The sequence below is a fragment of the Burkholderia sp. RF7-non_BP4 genome (assembly GCF_001521935.1).
GTDB classification, from domain to species: Bacteria; Pseudomonadota; Gammaproteobacteria; order Burkholderiales; family Burkholderiaceae; genus Burkholderia; species Burkholderia diffusa.
The window spans coordinates 201,586-217,974 of sequence record NZ_LOTA01000001.1; the positions used below are offsets into that span (position 1 = coordinate 201,586).

Below are 16,389 nucleotides of genomic sequence, written 5' to 3' on the forward strand. Positions count from 1 at the left end.
TCCGAAAGGCCAGGTTTTGCGGACGACGAAATACGATAGACTCGTCGCCAGTCAATACGCCGCCCCGGGCGTCTTCGTCTGTCATTCAGCCCATCGATGCGCTATTCGGTCGAAATCAGAAAGTTTTTCTACAGCCAGTACTTTTTCGGCGGCCTGCGGATCGCGGTCGGCGTATCGCTGCCGGCCGTGCTGTGCCTGATCGTGTTTCACAACCGGGAGCTCGGCTTCACGATCTCGACCGGCGCGCTCGGCGCGTGCGTCGTCGACATGCCGGGCCCGCTGAAGTACAAGCACAACGAAATGCTCGCGTGCAGCGTGATCGGCTTCCTGGCCGCGCTCGCGACCGGCCTCGCCACGCCGAACATCTTCGCGTTGTGGCTGACGATCGTGCCGCTCACGTTCGTGCTGTCGCTGATCGTCGTCTACGGCAACCGCTGGCCGCAGATCAGCTTCGCGACGCTGTTCATGATGGTGATGACACTCGAGGAGAAGTTCACGCCGCTGCAGGCGTTCGTCAATGCCGGCTGGATTCTCGCGGGCGGCCTCTGGTACACGTACTGGGCGACGCTCGTGTCGCAATGGCAGGCGCGCCGGATCGAACAGCAGGCGCTCGCCGAAAGCCTGTTCGCGTGCGCCGACTACCTGCTCGCGCGTGCGCAGTTCTACGATCTCGATGCCGATCTCGACGAGTGCTATCGCAATCTCGTCGCGAAGCAGATCACCGCGGTCGAAACGCAGGAAACCGCGCGCGACATCGTGCTGCGCAACCTGCCGAAGCTGCGCCGCGGCAAGCTCGACCCCGGCCGCACGACGATGTACAACCTGTTCATCAACAGCGTCGACCTCCACGAGCTGTTCGTCGGCGCGCACACCGACTACCCGCTCGTGCGCAACACGTTCGGTGGCTCCGACCTGATCATTTTCTATCGCGATCTGATCCGCAAGGCGGCCCGCGACCTCGAGGAAATCGGCCTCGCGGTGCTCGAGAATCGCGCGCCGCATTCGCGGATCAGCGTCAAGGCCGAACTGCGCGCGATCGAGTACGAGATCGAGCTGATGCGCAAGAAGAACTTCCCCGCCACCAACGCGGAAGCCTACGCAGCCGTGCTCGCGACGTTCCGGCGCATCTGGAGCGCGACGCGCCTGATCGACCGGATGCGCCGCAACCTGTCTGGCCATGCCGATCCGCAGCAGACCGAACTGAAGATCGACAAGGCACTCACGCGCTTCCTGCAGCGGCGCCGGATGTCGCCGCTGCTGATTTTCTCGAACCTGAACATGCGCTCGCCGAGCTTTCGCCATGCGCTGCGCGTGACGATCGCGGTCGCGGTCGGCTTCTGGCTCGGCCGGCTGCTGCCGCTCACGAACGCCTACTGGATCGTGATGACGACCATCATCATCCTGAAGCCCGGCTACTCGCTCACCAAGCAGCGCAACGCGCAGCGTATCGTCGGCACGTTGATCGGCTGCGCGGCGAGCATTGCGCTGATCTACACGGTCAAGGAGCCGCACCTGCTGATCGCGATCATGTTCGGGTCGATGGTGATGAGCTACAGCCTGCTGCTGTTCAACTACGCGGCGAGCGTCGTGTTCACGTCGTCTTACGTGCTGCTGATGTTCCACCTGCTCGCGCCGGGCAGCATGCGCATCATCGGCGAGCGCGCGATCGACACCGTGGTCGGCTGCATGATCGCGATCGCAGCGAGCCGCCTGTTCCCGTACTGGGAATACCGGCTGATGGGCAAGCTCGTCACCGACATGCTGACCTCGACCCGCAAGTATTTCGAGGCCGTGTGGCGCGCCGGGCGCGGCGTGTCGCCGCCGCCCGTGCCGGCTGCCGACGGCGCTGCGGTCGTGCCGGTCGTCGCCGCGGCGATCGAGACGCCGGCCACCGCCCTCGACGACGACTACCGCTACCGCCTCGCGCGCAAGGACGTGCACATCGCGTTCGCGAACCTCGGCCAGGCGTTCCAGCGAATGATGATCGAGCCGAAGGCGCACCAGCGCTTCGTGCCGGAGCTGAACGACCTGCTCGTGCAGACGCACGTGCTCGGTGCCCAGATCACCGCCGCCGCGCCGCTGATCCGCAGCGCGTGCGCGGCCGACGAGAACATCGTCCACGACGATGCGTTGCGCCGCGGCCTGTCCGCCGTGCTCGAGAACCTGGAGAAGGCGGAAGCCGGCGAGCCGCCGCCGGCCGACCAGCTCGACGCGACGAAGCAGATCACCCGCGACCTCGATGCGATGGTCGTGTCCGCGGAAAAATCCGACGCGGTGGGCGCCGAGCTCACGCACGACCTGAAGGTGCTCGCGCACCAGTGCAAGCAGATGCTCGCGTCGTCGCTGCTGATCCGCAAGGACGCGAGCATCATCCGCCTGCCCGCATGAGGCCCTGAAGTCGTTCCGCCACCGGCCGCCCGCGCACGCAAGCGGGCCGGCCGGCAGCGCTCCCCGCTCCCGCAACGCCCTCCCGAAGCATGACCCGCACGCCCCATACGGCCCACGCGTCCGCCGCGCGACGGCCCCACCTCCGATTGCCCCAGTTGCGCCAGTCAGGGAATACCCGATTCCGGTCGCAGGCTCCGGCTTGTTATCATTCCGACATCTTCAAGTTGTATATACAACTTGAACCAACCGGGCCGGCCCCGTTCGCCCGGTCCGTCGCATAACGATATCGGAGACTCGATGAAGAACTTGCAGCGCCATCTGAGCGCGCGGCACATCCGCTTTCTCGCGCTGGGCTCGGCGATCGGCACCGGCCTGTTCTACGGCTCGGCGTCCGCGATCCAGCTCGCGGGCCCGGCGGTAATCCTGGCCTATATCCTGGGCGGCGCGGCTGTCTACATGGTGATGCGTGCGCTCGGCGAGATGGCCGTGCGCGAGCCCGTCGCCGGCTCGTTCGGCCACTACGCAACCGAAAACCTCGGCCCGTTCGCGGGCTTCGTCACCGGCTGGACCTACACGCTCGAAATGGTGATCGTCGCGATCGCCGACATCACGGCATTCGGCATCTACATGGGCTTCTGGTTTCCGGATGTCCCTCAATGGATCTGGGTGCTCGGCGTCGTCGCGGTCATCTGCGGGCTGAACCTGTGCCATGTGAAGGTGTTCGGCGAGCTCGAGTTCTGGCTGTCGATCATCAAGGTCGGCGCGATCGTCGCGATGATCGGCGGCGGCGTCGCGATCCTGCTGACCGGCATGCATTTCGGCCATTCGGCCGACGTGCCGACGTTCGCGAACCTGTGGAACCATGGCGGCTTCTTCCCGAACGGGATCGGCGGGTTGATCGCGTCGCTGTCGGTCGTGATCTTCGCGTACGGCGGCATCGAGGTGATCGGGATGAGCGCCGGCGAGGCGAAGGATCCTGAGCGCGTGATTCCGCGCGCGATCAACGCGGTGCCCGCGCGCATCCTGTTGTTCTACGTGCTGACGATGGTCGTGCTGATGTCGATCAGCCCGTGGACGGGCGTCGGCAGCGACGGCAGCCCGTTCGTGCAGATCTTTTCGGCGCTCGGCGTGAAGTCGGCCGCGACCATTCTCAACCTCGTGGTGATCAGCGCGGCGATCTCGGCGATCAACAGCGACATCTTCGGCGCGGGCCGGATGATGTTCGGGATGGCGCGGCAGGGCCAGGCGCCGCGCGTGCTGATGGCGACGTCGCGGCACGGCGTGCCATGGGTCACGGTGCTCGTGATGGCCGGCGCGCTGCTGATCGGCGTGCTGCTCAACTACCTGATGCCGAAGGACGTGTTCCTGGTGGTCGCGGCGATCGCGACGTTCGCGACCGTGTGGGTGTGGCTGATGATCCTGCTGTCGCAGGTCGCGATGCGCCGCCGCCTGTCGAGCGCGGAGGTCGCGGCGCTGAAGTTCAAGGTGCCGCTGTGGCCCGTCGCACCCGCGCTGACGATCGCGTTCATGGCTTTCGTGATCGTGATGCTCGGCTGGTTCGAAGATACGCGCGTCGCGCTCTACGTCGGCGCGGCATGGCTCGCGCTGCTCGCGCTCCTGTTCTACGCACGAGTCCGCCCGAAATTTGCGCCTGCGTCACGGTGACGCACGGCTGACCTTCCACGCGGCGCGCCGGCTTCGGCGCCCGCATCTATCGCGGCGCGACGCCTCGCGCCGCCCGCCGCTTCCACTCTTCCAGCCGTTCCTGCGCATCGCTGGCGGCCCGGCCGGGCCGCGCGGCGATCATGCGCATCCGCGCCGGCGTCAGTGCGACGCGGCGCTCGCGGCCTCGGCCGGATGAGCCTCGTCGTACGCGTGCTTCTGCGAGATCGCGTTATACAGGATCGTCCCGATCACGAGCAGCACGGCCACGACGATCAGGATGCTCACGTTGCGGACAGGGTTCTTCTTGCGCTGATCGTTCATGGTCGGTACGGCTCCGTCGATTTCGTTGAAGCGGGCATTCTACGCGCTTGCGCCTGCGCTGCGACGCCCCGGTAGCGCACCTCCCTCCCATCTTCCTCCCCGCTTTCCGACACCTTTCATTTGATAATCATTCCCATTTCGATCTAGAATCCGAAATCTTTCGCTTTGTAATGTTTCGGGTTGCTCGGGCGGCAGGCACGCCCCGGAACGCTTCTTCGTCCGCCTGCCTCATCGGAGTCTCCATGTCGAATCCGCGCACCCGCCTGCTGCCGCTCGCCGGCACCCTCGCCCTTGCCGCCGCCGCATTCGCGCCACTGGCCCACGCGGCCGAGGAAGTGAGCCTGTACACCACCCGCGAACCGAAGCTGATCCAGCCGCTGATCGACGCGTTCACGAAACAGAGCGGCGTCAAGGTCAACACGGTGTTCGTGAAGGACGGCCTGCTCGAGCGCGTGAAGGCGGAAGGCGCGCAGTCGCCGGCCGACGTGCTGATGACGGTCGACATCGGCAACCTCCTCGACCTCGTCGACGGCGGCCTCGCGCAGCCGGTGCGCTCGAAGGTGCTCGACGATGCGATTCCCGCGAACCTGCGCGGCGCGCAAGGCGACTGGTACGCGCTGTCGCTGCGCGATCGCGTGCTGTACGTGGAGAAGGACCTGAAGGTCGACGCGTTCCGCTACGAGGATCTCGCCGATCCGAAATGGAAGGGCAAGGTCTGCATCCGCTCGGGGCAGCATCCGTACAACACGGCACTCGTCGCGGCGATGATCGCGCACGACGGCGAAGCCGCGGCCGAAAAGTGGCTGCGGGGCGTGAAGGCGAACCTCGCCCGCAAGGCGACGGGCGGCGACCGCGACGTCGCGCGCGACATTCTCGGCGGCATCTGCGACGTCGGTCTTGCCAACGCGTACTACGTCGGTCACATGAAGAACGCGGAGCCGGGCACCGATGCGCGCAAGTGGGGCGACGCGATCAAGGTCGTGCGGCCGACGTTCGCGAACGCGAAGAGCGGCGGCACGCACGTGAACATCAGCGGCGCGACGGTCGCGAAGCACGCGCCGCACAAGGCCAACGCGGTGAAGCTGCTCGAGTACCTCGTGTCGCCGGAAGCGCAGGCGCTGTATGCGCAGGCGAACTACGAATATCCGGTGCGCGCGAACGTGAAGCTCGATCCGGTGATCGCGAGCTTCGGCACGCTGAAGGTCGACCCGCTGCCGCTGACCGACATCGCGAAGCACCGCAAGGCGGCCAGCCAGCTCGTCGACAAGGTCGGCTTTGACAACTGACGCAACGTTCGTCCGCGCGCGCTGCCGGCCGCTCCGTTCGCGCGCCGGCGGCCTCTGGCTGGGCGCGGCCGTCGCGATCGCCGCGGCGGTCGCGGCGCCGGTCGCGGTGCTGATCGCCGCCGCGTTCGGCGCCGATCTCGCGCACTGGAAGCATCTCGCCGAATTCGTGCTGCCGCAGGCGCTCGTCAACACGCTGCTGTTGCTCGCGGGCGTCGGCACGATCGTCACGGTGGTCGGCACCGGCTGCGCGTGGCTCGTCACCGCGTACGACTTTCCCGGCCGCCGGATGCTGACCTGGGCGCTGCTGCTGCCGCTCGCGGTGCCCACCTATATCGTCGCGTTCGCCTATCTCGACCTGCTCCATCCGATCGGCCCCGTGCAGGGCGCGATCCGCTGGCTGCTCGGCTTCGACAGCCCGCGCCAGTTCCGTCTGCCCGACCTGCGCTCGCTGCCCGGCGCGATCTTCGTGCTCGGTTTCGTGCTGTATCCGTACGTGTACCTGAGCACGCGCGCGATGTTCGTCACGCAGTCCGCGAGTCTGCTCGAAGCCGCGCGCACGCTCGGCGCGGGACGCATCGAGACGTTCTGGCGCGTCGTCGTGCCGCTCGCGCGGCCCGCGATCGCGGTCGGCGTGAGCCTTGCGCTGCTCGAAACGCTCAATGACATCGGCGCATCTGAATTCCTCGGCGTGCAGACGCTGACCGTGTCGGTCTACACGACGTGGATCACGCGCTCCGATCTCGCCGGCGCCGCGCAGATCGCGCTCGCGATGCTCGCGATCGTCGTCGGCATGATCGCGCTCGAACGCTACGGGCGCCGCCGCCAGCGCTACGCGCACGGCCGGCGCATGCGTCCGGTCGCACCGCGCAAGCTGACGGGCGCGGCCGCGTGGAGCGCCGCCGCGCTCGGCTGGCTGCCGGTGCTGCTCGGCTTCGGCGCGCCGGCCGCATACCTCGCGGTCGAGACCGGCAAGCGGCTGCATCTCGTCGGCGGCGTATCCGCGCAATTGATGACCGGGCTCGCGAACACGCTGACGATCGCCGCCGCCGCAACCGTCGCGACGCTCGCATGCGGGCTCGTCGTCGCATGGGCGGCGCGCGCGCAGCGCGACAGCGCGCGCGCGGGCCCGGCCCGCGTGTGCGCGCGAATCGCGAGCCTCGGCTACGCGGTGCCGGGCACCGTGCTCGCGATCGGCCTGCTGATCCCGTTCGCGGCGGCCGATCGGCTGCTCGGCGCGGCGCTCGGCCGTGACGGACTGCTGCTGATGGGATCGGCGGCCGCGCTCGTGATCGCCTACACCGTACGCTTTCTCGCAATCTCGGCCGGCAGCATCGAAGCCGGCCTCGCGCGCATCCCGCCGTCGCTCGAACACGCCGCGCGCTCGCTCGGCGAGACGGCCGGCGGCACGCTGCGCCGCGTGCACCTGCCGCTGCTGCGGCCCGCGCTCACGACGAGCGCACTGCTCGTCTTCGTCGACGCGATGAAAGAGCTGCCGGCGACGCTGCTGCTGCGCCCGCTGAATTTCGACACGCTCGCGACCTGGCTGTATGCGGAGGCCGCGCGCGGCACCTATGAGGAAGGCGCGGTCGCCGCGCTCGCGATCGTGCTGGCCGGGCTCGTGCCCGTGATCCTGCTCGCGCGCACCCGTCACAAGATCGGAGCCTGACACCGTGAACCTGCTCGAACTCGACGACCTCTGCGTCGCCTACGACACGCCGCACGGCCGCCGCACGGTGGTCGACGGGCTGAGCCTCGCGCTGCCGCGCGGCGACATCGGCTGCCTGCTCGGCGCATCGGGCTGCGGCAAGACCACCGTGCTGCGCGCGATCGCGGGCTTCGAGCCCGTACGCATGGGACGCATCGTGCTGGACGGCACGCCCGTCGCGGCGCCGTCGCTCGACGTGCCGCCCGAGCGGCGACGCATCGGGATGATGTTCCAGGACTATGCGCTGTTCCCGCATCTGAGTGCGGCCGACAACGTCGCGTTCGGCCTGCGGCGCATGCCGAAGGCCGAGCGGCGCGCGCGCGTCGCGGACATGCTTGAGCTCGTCGGCCTCGCCGCTTCCGGCAACGCGTATCCGCACGAACTGTCGGGCGGCCAGCAGCAGCGCGTCGCCCTCGCCCGCGCGCTCGCGCCGTCGCCCGAGCTGCTGCTGCTCGACGAGCCGTTCTCGAATCTCGACGTCGATACGCGCGAGCGGCTCGCGTTCGAGCTGCGCGACATCCTGAAGCGCACGGGCCACACCGCGATCCTCGTCACGCACAATCAGGCGGAAGCGTTCGCGATCGCCGACCGGATCGGCGTGATGAAGGACGGCCGGCTCGCGCAATGGGACACGCCGTACGCGCTGCACCACCATCCGGCCAGCTCGTTCGTCGCGGAGTTCGTGCGCCGCGACGCGCTCGCGGACGAACGCGCACGCGCGCTGTCGCGCGGCCGCTGACCGGGCGATAACGGCGCGTATCGGCGGCGCGCACACGTAACGCACATGCGCACCGGCGCGGTCCGTTGCCGCCCCGCGCGCTATGCCGGCTCGGACAGATCGCGCACCGGCAGCGCGGTCGAATACTTGATCTGCTCCATCGCGAACGACGAACTCACGTCGAACAGCGGCACCGCGCGGATCAGTTGCTTGTACACGCGATCGTAATCGTCGATCCCGGCCACCACGACCCGCAGCAGATAGTCGGTCTCGCCGCTCATCCGGTAGACCTCGACGACTTCCGGCATGTCGCGCACGGCCTGCGTGAAGCGCTGCGCCCACTCCTCGGTGTGCTGGTTCGTGCGGATCGCGACGAACACCGTCGTGCCGACACCGAGCTTGCGCGGATCGCACAGCGCGACCTGCGCGCGAATCGCGCCGGTTTCCTTGAGCCGCTGCACGCGCTTCCAGCAGGGCGTCTGCGACAAATTCACGCGCTGCGCGAGTTCCGCGATCGGCAATGTGGCATCTGCCTGCAACAGCTCAAGCAGTTTGCGATCGATGGCATCCATTTACCCGGTCCCTCGTAGATAGAAATTTTTTCTATGCATCCTGCATGACGGGGAACAATATGGAAACCGCCGCGCGGCGTCGACCGGGATAAATACCAATCAGGCCGGGAAGCATCCGCGTCACGCGCGATCCCCCGCGCAGCGGCCCATCGATCATCGGCACACCAGACGAAACAGGCGATTCCATCCGTCAAGATGGAATCGCCTGAAGTCATTGCGGCTGCGCAGCCTGCTGGCCGCTCGCGGCGAATGCGGCACCTGCGCGCCGCCTTACCGTGAGATCGCTCAATACGCGACCGTTGCGATTTCGCGCACGAAGCTGTGTTGCTCGAGCGCATCGACGAACGCGACCGCGTAGTCTTCCGCCGAGATCCTGCTGTTGCCCTCTGCGTCCACGATCAGCTTGCCCGTGCCCGTGCGGAACGTGCCCGTGCGCTCGCCCGGCGCGATCAGGGCTGCCGGCGCGAAGAACGTCCAGTCGAGATCGCCGACCGTTTTCAGATAATCGAGCGCATCGCGATGCGCGAGCGCGACTGCCTTGTACGCGTCCGGGAAACCTTCGGTGTCGACCAGTTGCTTGCCCGGCGCGACTTCGAGCGAACCGGCGCCCCCCACCACCACGAGCCGCTTCAGGCCCGCCTGGCGCGTGCTTTCCACCAGCGCCTTCGCCGCGGCGGTGATCTTCGCGGGTTCGTCCTGCTTCTGGCTGTATGCGCTCGCGACGACGTCGTGGCCCGGCAGCGCGGCCGCGATGCTGGCCGCATCGAACAGGTCGGCCGCCTTCGCGGTGATGCCGTCGCCGGCCGCGCCCGGATGGCGTGACAGCGCGGTCACGCGATGGCCGCGGCGCACGGCTTCCGCGGCGATGCGCGAGCCGATCATCCCGGTGGCGCCGAACAGTGCGATGTTCAAGGTACGTTGCGTCATGTCGATTCTCCAGAAGTAAAAAGTAACCAAGTTGATTACATATAAGATCGAAAAAAAACGGAGCAACACTCCGTCGTACCGGTCGCCGCGCGTGCGCGTCACCCGGCCTCCTGCCCTGCATCAGCCGTTGCTCGCGATCACCCGCCGGTGCTTCCCGCCGGCCGGCGGCGCTGCTCCGATTCGAGCACGTCGGCCGTGACGTCCGCAAGCGTGCGCGTGGCAAGCGATGCTTCCATCGCGCGCTGCGCGTCGCCGATATAGCCGATCAGCACGCCCTGAATGTGCCGCCCGACGAGACATGCGGGATTCGGCGCCTCGCGATGCAGCGCGAACAGCTGCGCATCGTCGACCGCGCGATACACGTCGAGCAGCGTGATCTCGCCGGGCTCGCGCGCCAGCAGCGCGCCGCCGCCCGCGCCGAGCTGCGACGTGGTCAGCCCCGCGGCCGCCAGCATCGACAGCAGACGGCGAATCAGTGCCGGATTCGTGTTCACGCTACCCGCGATGATGTCGGACGACAGCGGCGCACCTTCCTGCATCGACAGCAAGGCGAGCACATGGACGGCAAACGCGAACCGGCTGCTGGTATTCATTCCTCACTCACTCGGTGACGCCGGCCCGAACGGCAGCCGGCGACAATGTGTACGCACTATAGTTACATTTTACGCATTCCGCAAGGGCCGCTTACTCGCCGCTGGCCGGCTTCGCACCCGATGCGTTCTGCTGACTCCACTGCTGGAGCTTCTTGCCGGCCTCCGCCATCTTCGCGCCGGCTTCCGATGCCGCGTGTGCGACGACGGCGGAAGCGGCCGCATCGATCTGCGCCTGCGCGGCGGACGCGAGGCCGCTCGCGGACAGCGGCGGCACGGCCGAGGCCGCGCTCGCGATGCCGGCCTTCGCGGCATTGATCTGTTGGTTGACGGTACTCGCCACCTGGTCGAGCGCCTTGGCCGCGTTGTTCGCGGCATCGGCGGCCGCGCTGGCGGCCGTATCGGGTTGCGTGGCCGGCGTGCCGGACTTCTCGCAGCCTGCGAGCAACAGCGCCGCACCGACGGCCGCGGCCGCCAGCACGGACCCGGGCACGCGACGCGCCAGCCAAGTCTTCATCTTCATCAGCGATCTCCGGCCGTGCGCCGCACGGCCTGAATGGTTGGACCAGCGTCGATGATACCGCCTGTGGATCAGGGCCAATGACGACTGGTGATTAAAAATGCCTTTCAATTTCGGATTTGTCTGATTCAATCGCAGGCGTGCCGAGACTAAAGTGGGCAGGCTTCAATCCGCTCCGTCTGCTGCCCGCTTCTTCATGGCTTTCCTCATCGACTGGTTCATCGCGCTGGCCGCCGCGCTCGCCGCCACCCTGTTCCTGTGCCTTCGCTCACCGTCCGCGTCGCGCCTGCGCGCGGCCGGACGCCCGCGCCGCGTGGCGTGCGCTCGCCTGCTCGCCCAGGCGGTGATCGGCTTCTGGACGGCCGCGCTGATCGTCGCGCAAGGCATCCTTGGCCCCGACGGCGACGGCCAGTCGCACGCGGGCTTCGCGGCGCTCGCGTTTGCCGCACTCGGGCTCACCACCGTCGCCGCCTATTGGTGTGCCTGCGCACTGCGGCTGCGGCGCTCGCGCGTGCTGTTCGCCCGCCGCTGACGCGCCAGACCGGTGCATCGCGGCGCACCACGCCGCGCATCGCACGCACCAGTTGCGCTCGCGTCGCACCACACGCGTGCACACGCTGCCCCTCCGGCCCCACACGCGGCCTGCCCCGCTCCCGTGCACGCATCGCCCGCGTGCCGCATCGCACGGCCGCCCGCACCACTTACACGCACACATTCACCAAGTTGGCTCGATATTTGCCTTCCTCGCCCGTTTTTTGCGCAAGGAAGCCACGGCATGGATGGTCTGAAATCCGGCGTCGACACACTGTTCCTGTTGATCGGCGCCGTCATGGTGCTCGCGATGCACGCGGGCTTCGCATTTCTCGAGCTCGGCACGGTCCGCAAGAAGAACCAGGTCAACGCGCTCGTGAAGATCCTGGTCGACTTCTCGGTGTCGACGCTCGCGTACTTCTTCATCGGCTACACGATCGCGTATGGCGTCGAATTCTTCGACGACATCGGCACGCTGTCGCAGCACAGCGGCTACGCGCTCGTGCGCTTCTTCTTCCTGCTGACGTTCGCGGCGGCCATTCCGGCGATCGTGTCCGGCGGCATCGCCGAACGCGCGAAATTCAATCCTCAGCTCGTCGCGACGCTGATCATCGTCGGCTTCATCTATCCGTTCTTCGAAGGAATGGCATGGAATGAACGCTTCGGCGTGCAGGGCTGGCTCGCGCATGCGTTCGGCGCGCCGTTCCACGATTTCGCGGGCTCGGTCGTCGTGCACGCGTTCGGCGGCTGGGTCGCGCTGCCGGCCGTGCTGCTGCTCGGCGCACGCCACGGCCGCTATGCGAAGGATGGCCGGATCGCCGCGCACCCGCCGTCGAACATTCCGTTCCTCGCGCTCGGCGCATGGGTGCTCGCGGTCGGCTGGTTCGGCTTCAACGTGATGAGCGCGCAAACGCTCGACAAGATCAGCGGCCTGGTCGCCGTGAACTCGCTGATGGCGATGGTCGGCGGCACGCTCGCCGCGTGGATGGCCGGCCGCAACGATCCGGGCTTCACGTACAACGGCCCGCTCGCGGGCCTCGTCGCGGTCTGCGCGGGCTCCGACGTGATGCACCCGATCGGTGCGCTCGTCACCGGCGCGGCCGCCGGCGCGTTGTTCGTCGCGATGTTCACCTGCGTGCAGAACAAGTGGCGCATCGACGACGTGCTCGGCGTGTGGCCGCTGCACGGGATGTGCGGCGCGCTCGGCGGCATCGCGGCCGGCGTGTTCGGGCAACCTGCGTTCGGCGGCCTCGGCGGCGTGTCGTTCATGTCGCAGCTCATCGGCACACTCGGCGGCATCGCGATCGCCACCGCCGGCGGCACGCTCGTGTACGGCGCGCTGAAGGCGACCGTCGGGCTGCGCCTCGAGCGCGAAGCCGAATTCGACGGCGCCGACCTGTCGATCCACCGCATCTCGGCGACGCCCGAGCGCGACTGAGCGCGAATACGCGTCCAACCGGCGTTCGGCAGCGCGCCTGACGGACGCCCGGCGCATCATTACGTTTTCAATTCAAAAAACTTTCATCGAGCATCCCTACACTTCGGTCCAGTTTTCAACTCGCCTTCGCATTGCTTGCTGATCGCCTGCTTCGCGAAAGGCCATTCTTCCAACATTCGAAACTGGACTCCACATGCCCGCGTTGCCCAATGCTTCCCGTCGTCAGGCCCTGAAGATCCTCGCCGGCGCGCCCATGCTGCCCCTCTCCGGCCTCGCGCTGCCGGCCCTGCTGACGGGCTGCGGCGGCGACGACAATCCGGCGGCGACGCCGGCCGCCGCCGCGTACACGTCGGCGGCATTCTCGGCGATGGCCGCGCCCACGCTCGACAACGCGGCCGCGATGGCCACGACGACGGTCGGCTCGACGCTGTCGGTGTCGTTCTCGGACGGCTCGTCGCGCAACTTCAAGCTCGCGTACCGGCCGTTCTTCGTGACGGGCGACATGGTGCCGGACGGCAAGGGCGGCACGACGCTCGCGGGCGGCTACTACGACATCAACAACCAGCCGATCATCGACCGCTCGGTGGCGGGCAAGGAGCGCCAGTTCTATTCGGACTGCCCGGACGGCAGCTCGCTGCTGACGCTGAAGAATGCGAACGTGGCCGGCGTGAAGGGCAACACGGTGTTCGCGGTCGTGCAGTTCGAATACACGACGCGCGACCAGGCGAGCGCATCGCAGTACGGCCAGCTGCCGTCGCCGATCGCGGTGATCACGCTCGACCAGGATCCGGCCAGCGGCGCGCTGAAGGTCGTCAAGTATCACAACGTCGACACGTCGAAGGCGCACGGCCTGTGGATCACGTGCGGCGCGAGCCTGTCGCCGTGGGGCACGCATCTGTCGAGCGAGGAATACGAGCCGGACGCGACGAAGGCCGCGACCGACGCGCAGTTCAAGGCATTCAGCCGGAACACGTTCGGCGACGAGACGAAGGCGAACCCCTATCACTACGGCCACCTGCCCGAGATCACGGTGAACCCGGACGGCACCGGCTCGGTGAAGAAGCACTACTGCCTCGGCCGCATCTCGCACGAGCTGATCCAGGTGATGCCGGACCAGCGCACGGTGATGATGGGCGACGACGCCACCAACGGCGGCCTGTTCATGTTCGTCGCCGACAAGGCGGCCGACCTGTCGGCCGGCACGCTGTACGTCGCGAAGTGGACGCAGACGTCGTCCGCCGGCGCCGGCAGCGCGACGCTCACGTGGATCAGGATCGGTCACGCGACCAGCGGCGAGATCGAGACGCTCGCGAACACGCTGAAGGCGTCGGACATCATGGACCTGACGACGACCGACCCGAACGACGCGAGCTACACGAAGATCCACTTCGGCGGCAAGTTCAACTGGATGCGCGTGAAGCCCGGTATGGAAAAGGCGGCCGCGTTCCTCGAGACGCACCGCTACGCGGCGCTGATCGGTGGCAGCATGGCGTTCACGAAGCTCGAAGGCACGACGGTCAACGCGAAGGACAAGATCGTCTACACGGCGATGTCGCGGATTGAGACGTCGATGGTCCAGGGCAATGCGGTGTCGCGCGACGTCGCGGTGGACAAGAAGATCGCGGCAGGCGCCGTCTACGCGCTGAACCTGAAGGCCGGCCAGCGCGACACGTCGGGCGGCGCGATCGACAGCGAGTGGGTGCCGGTCGACATGGGCGCGCCGGCCGCGCTCGTCGGCGAGGACCTCGCCGCGGCCGATGCGCTCGGCAACCTCGCGAACCCGGACAAGATCGCGAACCCCGACAACCTGAAGTTCTCCGAGAAGCTGCGCACGCTCTTCATCGGCGAAGACTCGGGCATGCACGTGAACAACTTCCTGTGGGCGTACAACGTCGACACGAAGTCGCTCGCACGCGTGCTGTCGTGCCCGGCCGGCGCCGAATCGACGGGCCTGCACGCGGTCGACGAGATCAACGGCTGGACCTACATCATGAGCAACTTCCAGCACGCGGGCGACTGGGAGACGCCGCTGCACGACAAGGTCAAGCCGACGCTCGACCCGCTCGTGCGCGCGAACTTCAAGGACCGCTTCGGCGCCAGCGTCGGCTACCTGACGGCCGAGCCGACCAGCATCAAGCTCGCGAAGGGCTGACCCTCGGCACCGTGGGGCCACGTGCCCCTGTCACGCTTTCTTCATCACGTTTCATTCGTCGGCGCTCCACGCCGGTTTACGCGCGATGCCCATTGCGGGCATCGCGCTTTTTTTTGCGCGCGCCGCACGCACGCAGGCGCGCACGAGCCCGGTCGAACGGGCGATTTCAGCGATCGGGGGATAATACGGACCTGATGCGTCCGGCGGACGGGCAAAAAAAAGCGCCACGGAGACCGTGGCGCTAAAAAAGTTCTAGCCATTCCGAGGGCCGTGCTAGAACCTGAGAGACTGCGCGAAACACCGTTGCCGGTTAAACTCGTGAAACGATGTTTCGAAAACGTGAGACATTCTTTCCGTTTCCGCCCGACAAGTCAAGCGGTATTTGCACCGGTTTGTTCACTTCCCGGTAATGCTCATTTGAGCGCTTTCCTAATAAACCAAGGGTGAACCCGTAAAATCTCATGCGATGAACGATTCACCCATGGAACATGCATCTTTTGACAATCATCCTACAATACCAACAAAATTGAAATCGAGTTTCGGAAATAGAGAGAATCCCTCGTGTCGACACCTGTAACGCCTCCCGCGCCCCGAGACCGCGAATCGTCGCCGGACGAGATCACCGCGCTCGCGCGCGGCCTCGCCGTGCTGCGGCGCATCGCGGCCGCCGACGCCCCGGTCAGCAACCGCGAACTCACCGAATTGACGGGCATCCCGAAGCCGACCGTGTCGCGCATCACCGCGACGCTCGTCAGCGCCGGCTTCCTGTTCCAGTTGCCCGACAGCGAGCGCTTCGTGCTGACCGCGTCGGTGCTGGAGCTGAGCCACGGCTTCCTGCGCAACTTCGACATCCGCGCGCGCTCGCGGCCGTTCATGATCGAACTCGCCGAGCGCACGTCGCTGTCGGTGCACCTCGCGGTGCGCGACCGGCTCGACATGGTCGCGATCGACGTGATCCGGCCGCGCTCGGCCGTGCTCGTCACGCGTCTCGAGATCGGCTCGCGGATGGACATCGCGCGCACCGCGGTCGGCCGCGCGTATCTCGCGGCACTGGAGGACGACGAGCGCCGCGCGCTGCTCGACGCGCTGCGCGCGACGGCCGGCGACGACTGGCCGCACGTATCGGCGCGCCTGAACCCCGGCGTCGAGGACGCGATGCGCACGGGCCATGCGATCGCGATCGGCGAATGGCGCGAAGGGCTGAACGCGGTCGCGGCCGGTTTCGTCGGCCCGTCGGGCCAGCGCTATTCGGTGAACTGCGGCGGCGCATCCAGTCAGTGCCCGCCCGAATGGCTGCAGGAACACGTGGTGCCCGCGCTGCACGAATGCATCGCGAAAATCACCCGCGAGATCGGCGGCGCACCCGCCCGGCGCAGCGCCGCGTAATCGATCCGTCATCGTCCCGTCGCCTTCTGTAACGACCGTAACCCGTTGAAAGATAGACGACTGGACTGTAACGGGGACGGGACGTAGCATCATGCCCATCGTCGCGCCGCATTCTCGGCGCGCACCGCTCTTTCCTTTTCCCGCGCGGGCCGGAAGGGCCCGGATCGAGCCGGCCCTCCGGCACCGCAAG

Annotated in this window: 14 protein-coding genes; 9 read left to right on the forward strand and 5 right to left on the reverse strand. The window is 67.3% G+C overall.

Annotation, left to right across the window (positions count from 1 at the left end):
* Positions 1 to 96 precede the first annotated feature (96 nt).
* Positions 97 to 2,388, forward strand: a complete 2,292-nt coding sequence (locus tag WS49_RS00830) for an FUSC family protein (protein WP_059523595.1) — start codon at positions 97 to 99, stop codon at positions 2,386 to 2,388.
* Positions 2,389 to 2,685: 297 nt separating this feature from the next.
* Complete coding sequence (locus tag WS49_RS00835; protein WP_059523597.1) at positions 2,686 to 4,053, forward strand: amino acid permease; 1,368 nt, start codon at positions 2,686 to 2,688, stop codon at positions 4,051 to 4,053.
* Between the two features lie 159 nt (positions 4,054 to 4,212).
* Here WS49_RS00835 and WS49_RS34650 read toward each other — a convergent pair whose 3' ends face one another.
* Entirely contained in the window at positions 4,213 to 4,374 is a 162-nt protein-coding gene (locus tag WS49_RS34650; protein ID WP_006476417.1) for a hypothetical protein, read from the reverse strand.
* Between the two features lie 242 nt (positions 4,375 to 4,616).
* Between WS49_RS34650 and WS49_RS00840 the strand changes: the two genes are divergently transcribed.
* The 3 genes from WS49_RS00840 to WS49_RS00850 are packed head-to-tail and all read left to right on the forward strand — an operon-like array spanning position 4,617 to position 8,104.
* Positions 4,617 to 5,660, forward strand: a complete 1,044-nt coding sequence (locus WS49_RS00840) for a Fe(3+) ABC transporter substrate-binding protein (protein ID WP_059523599.1) — start codon at positions 4,617 to 4,619, stop codon at positions 5,658 to 5,660.
* Entirely contained in the window at positions 5,650 to 7,326 is a 1,677-nt protein-coding gene (locus tag WS49_RS00845; RefSeq protein ID WP_059523601.1) for an ABC transporter permease, read from the forward strand. Before WS49_RS00840 ends, WS49_RS00845 begins: the two co-directional genes overlap by 11 nt.
* Before the next feature lie 4 nt (positions 7,327 to 7,330).
* A complete protein-coding gene (locus tag WS49_RS00850) occupies positions 7,331 to 8,104 on the forward strand; it encodes an ABC transporter ATP-binding protein (RefSeq protein WP_059523603.1) in 774 nt (257 codons plus the stop codon).
* Between the two features lie 80 nt (positions 8,105 to 8,184).
* Here WS49_RS00850 and WS49_RS00855 read toward each other — a convergent pair whose 3' ends face one another.
* The 4 genes from WS49_RS00855 to WS49_RS00870 all read right to left on the reverse strand — a co-directional run bounded on the left by WS49_RS00855 (position 8,185) and on the right by WS49_RS00870 (position 10,695).
* Positions 8,185 to 8,655: an Lrp/AsnC family transcriptional regulator gene (locus WS49_RS00855; RefSeq protein WP_006754321.1), complete on the reverse strand. Its 471-nt coding sequence runs from the start codon at positions 8,653 to 8,655 to the stop codon at positions 8,185 to 8,187.
* A gap of 285 nt (positions 8,656 to 8,940) precedes the next feature.
* Positions 8,941 to 9,582 carry an NAD(P)-dependent oxidoreductase gene (locus WS49_RS00860; RefSeq protein ID WP_059523605.1) on the reverse strand — a complete coding sequence of 214 codons (642 nt, stop codon included), beginning with the start codon at positions 9,580 to 9,582 and terminating at the stop codon, positions 8,941 to 8,943.
* 137 nt (positions 9,583 to 9,719) lie between these two features.
* Entirely contained in the window at positions 9,720 to 10,175 is a 456-nt protein-coding gene (locus WS49_RS00865) for an Rrf2 family transcriptional regulator (RefSeq protein ID WP_059523607.1), read from the reverse strand.
* A gap of 91 nt (positions 10,176 to 10,266) precedes the next feature.
* Positions 10,267 to 10,695, reverse strand: coding sequence for a hypothetical protein (locus tag WS49_RS00870; RefSeq protein ID WP_059523609.1), 429 nt, complete (start codon positions 10,693 to 10,695; stop codon positions 10,267 to 10,269).
* A gap of 193 nt (positions 10,696 to 10,888) precedes the next feature.
* Between WS49_RS00870 and WS49_RS00875 the strand changes: the two genes are divergently transcribed.
* From WS49_RS00875 to WS49_RS00890, 4 genes are all read left to right on the forward strand, one after another.
* Positions 10,889 to 11,224, forward strand: a complete 336-nt coding sequence (locus tag WS49_RS00875; RefSeq protein ID WP_059523611.1) for a hypothetical protein — start codon at positions 10,889 to 10,891, stop codon at positions 11,222 to 11,224.
* Between the two features lie 243 nt (positions 11,225 to 11,467).
* Entirely contained in the window at positions 11,468 to 12,661 is a 1,194-nt protein-coding gene (locus WS49_RS00880) for an ammonium transporter (protein ID WP_059523613.1), read from the forward strand.
* Between the two features lie 193 nt (positions 12,662 to 12,854).
* Entirely contained in the window at positions 12,855 to 14,813 is a 1,959-nt protein-coding gene (locus tag WS49_RS00885; protein WP_059523615.1) for a PhoX family protein, read from the forward strand.
* 561 nt (positions 14,814 to 15,374) lie between these two features.
* Positions 15,375 to 16,199, forward strand: a complete 825-nt coding sequence (locus tag WS49_RS00890; protein ID WP_059523617.1) for an IclR family transcriptional regulator — start codon at positions 15,375 to 15,377, stop codon at positions 16,197 to 16,199.
* Positions 16,200 to 16,389 lie beyond the last annotated feature (190 nt).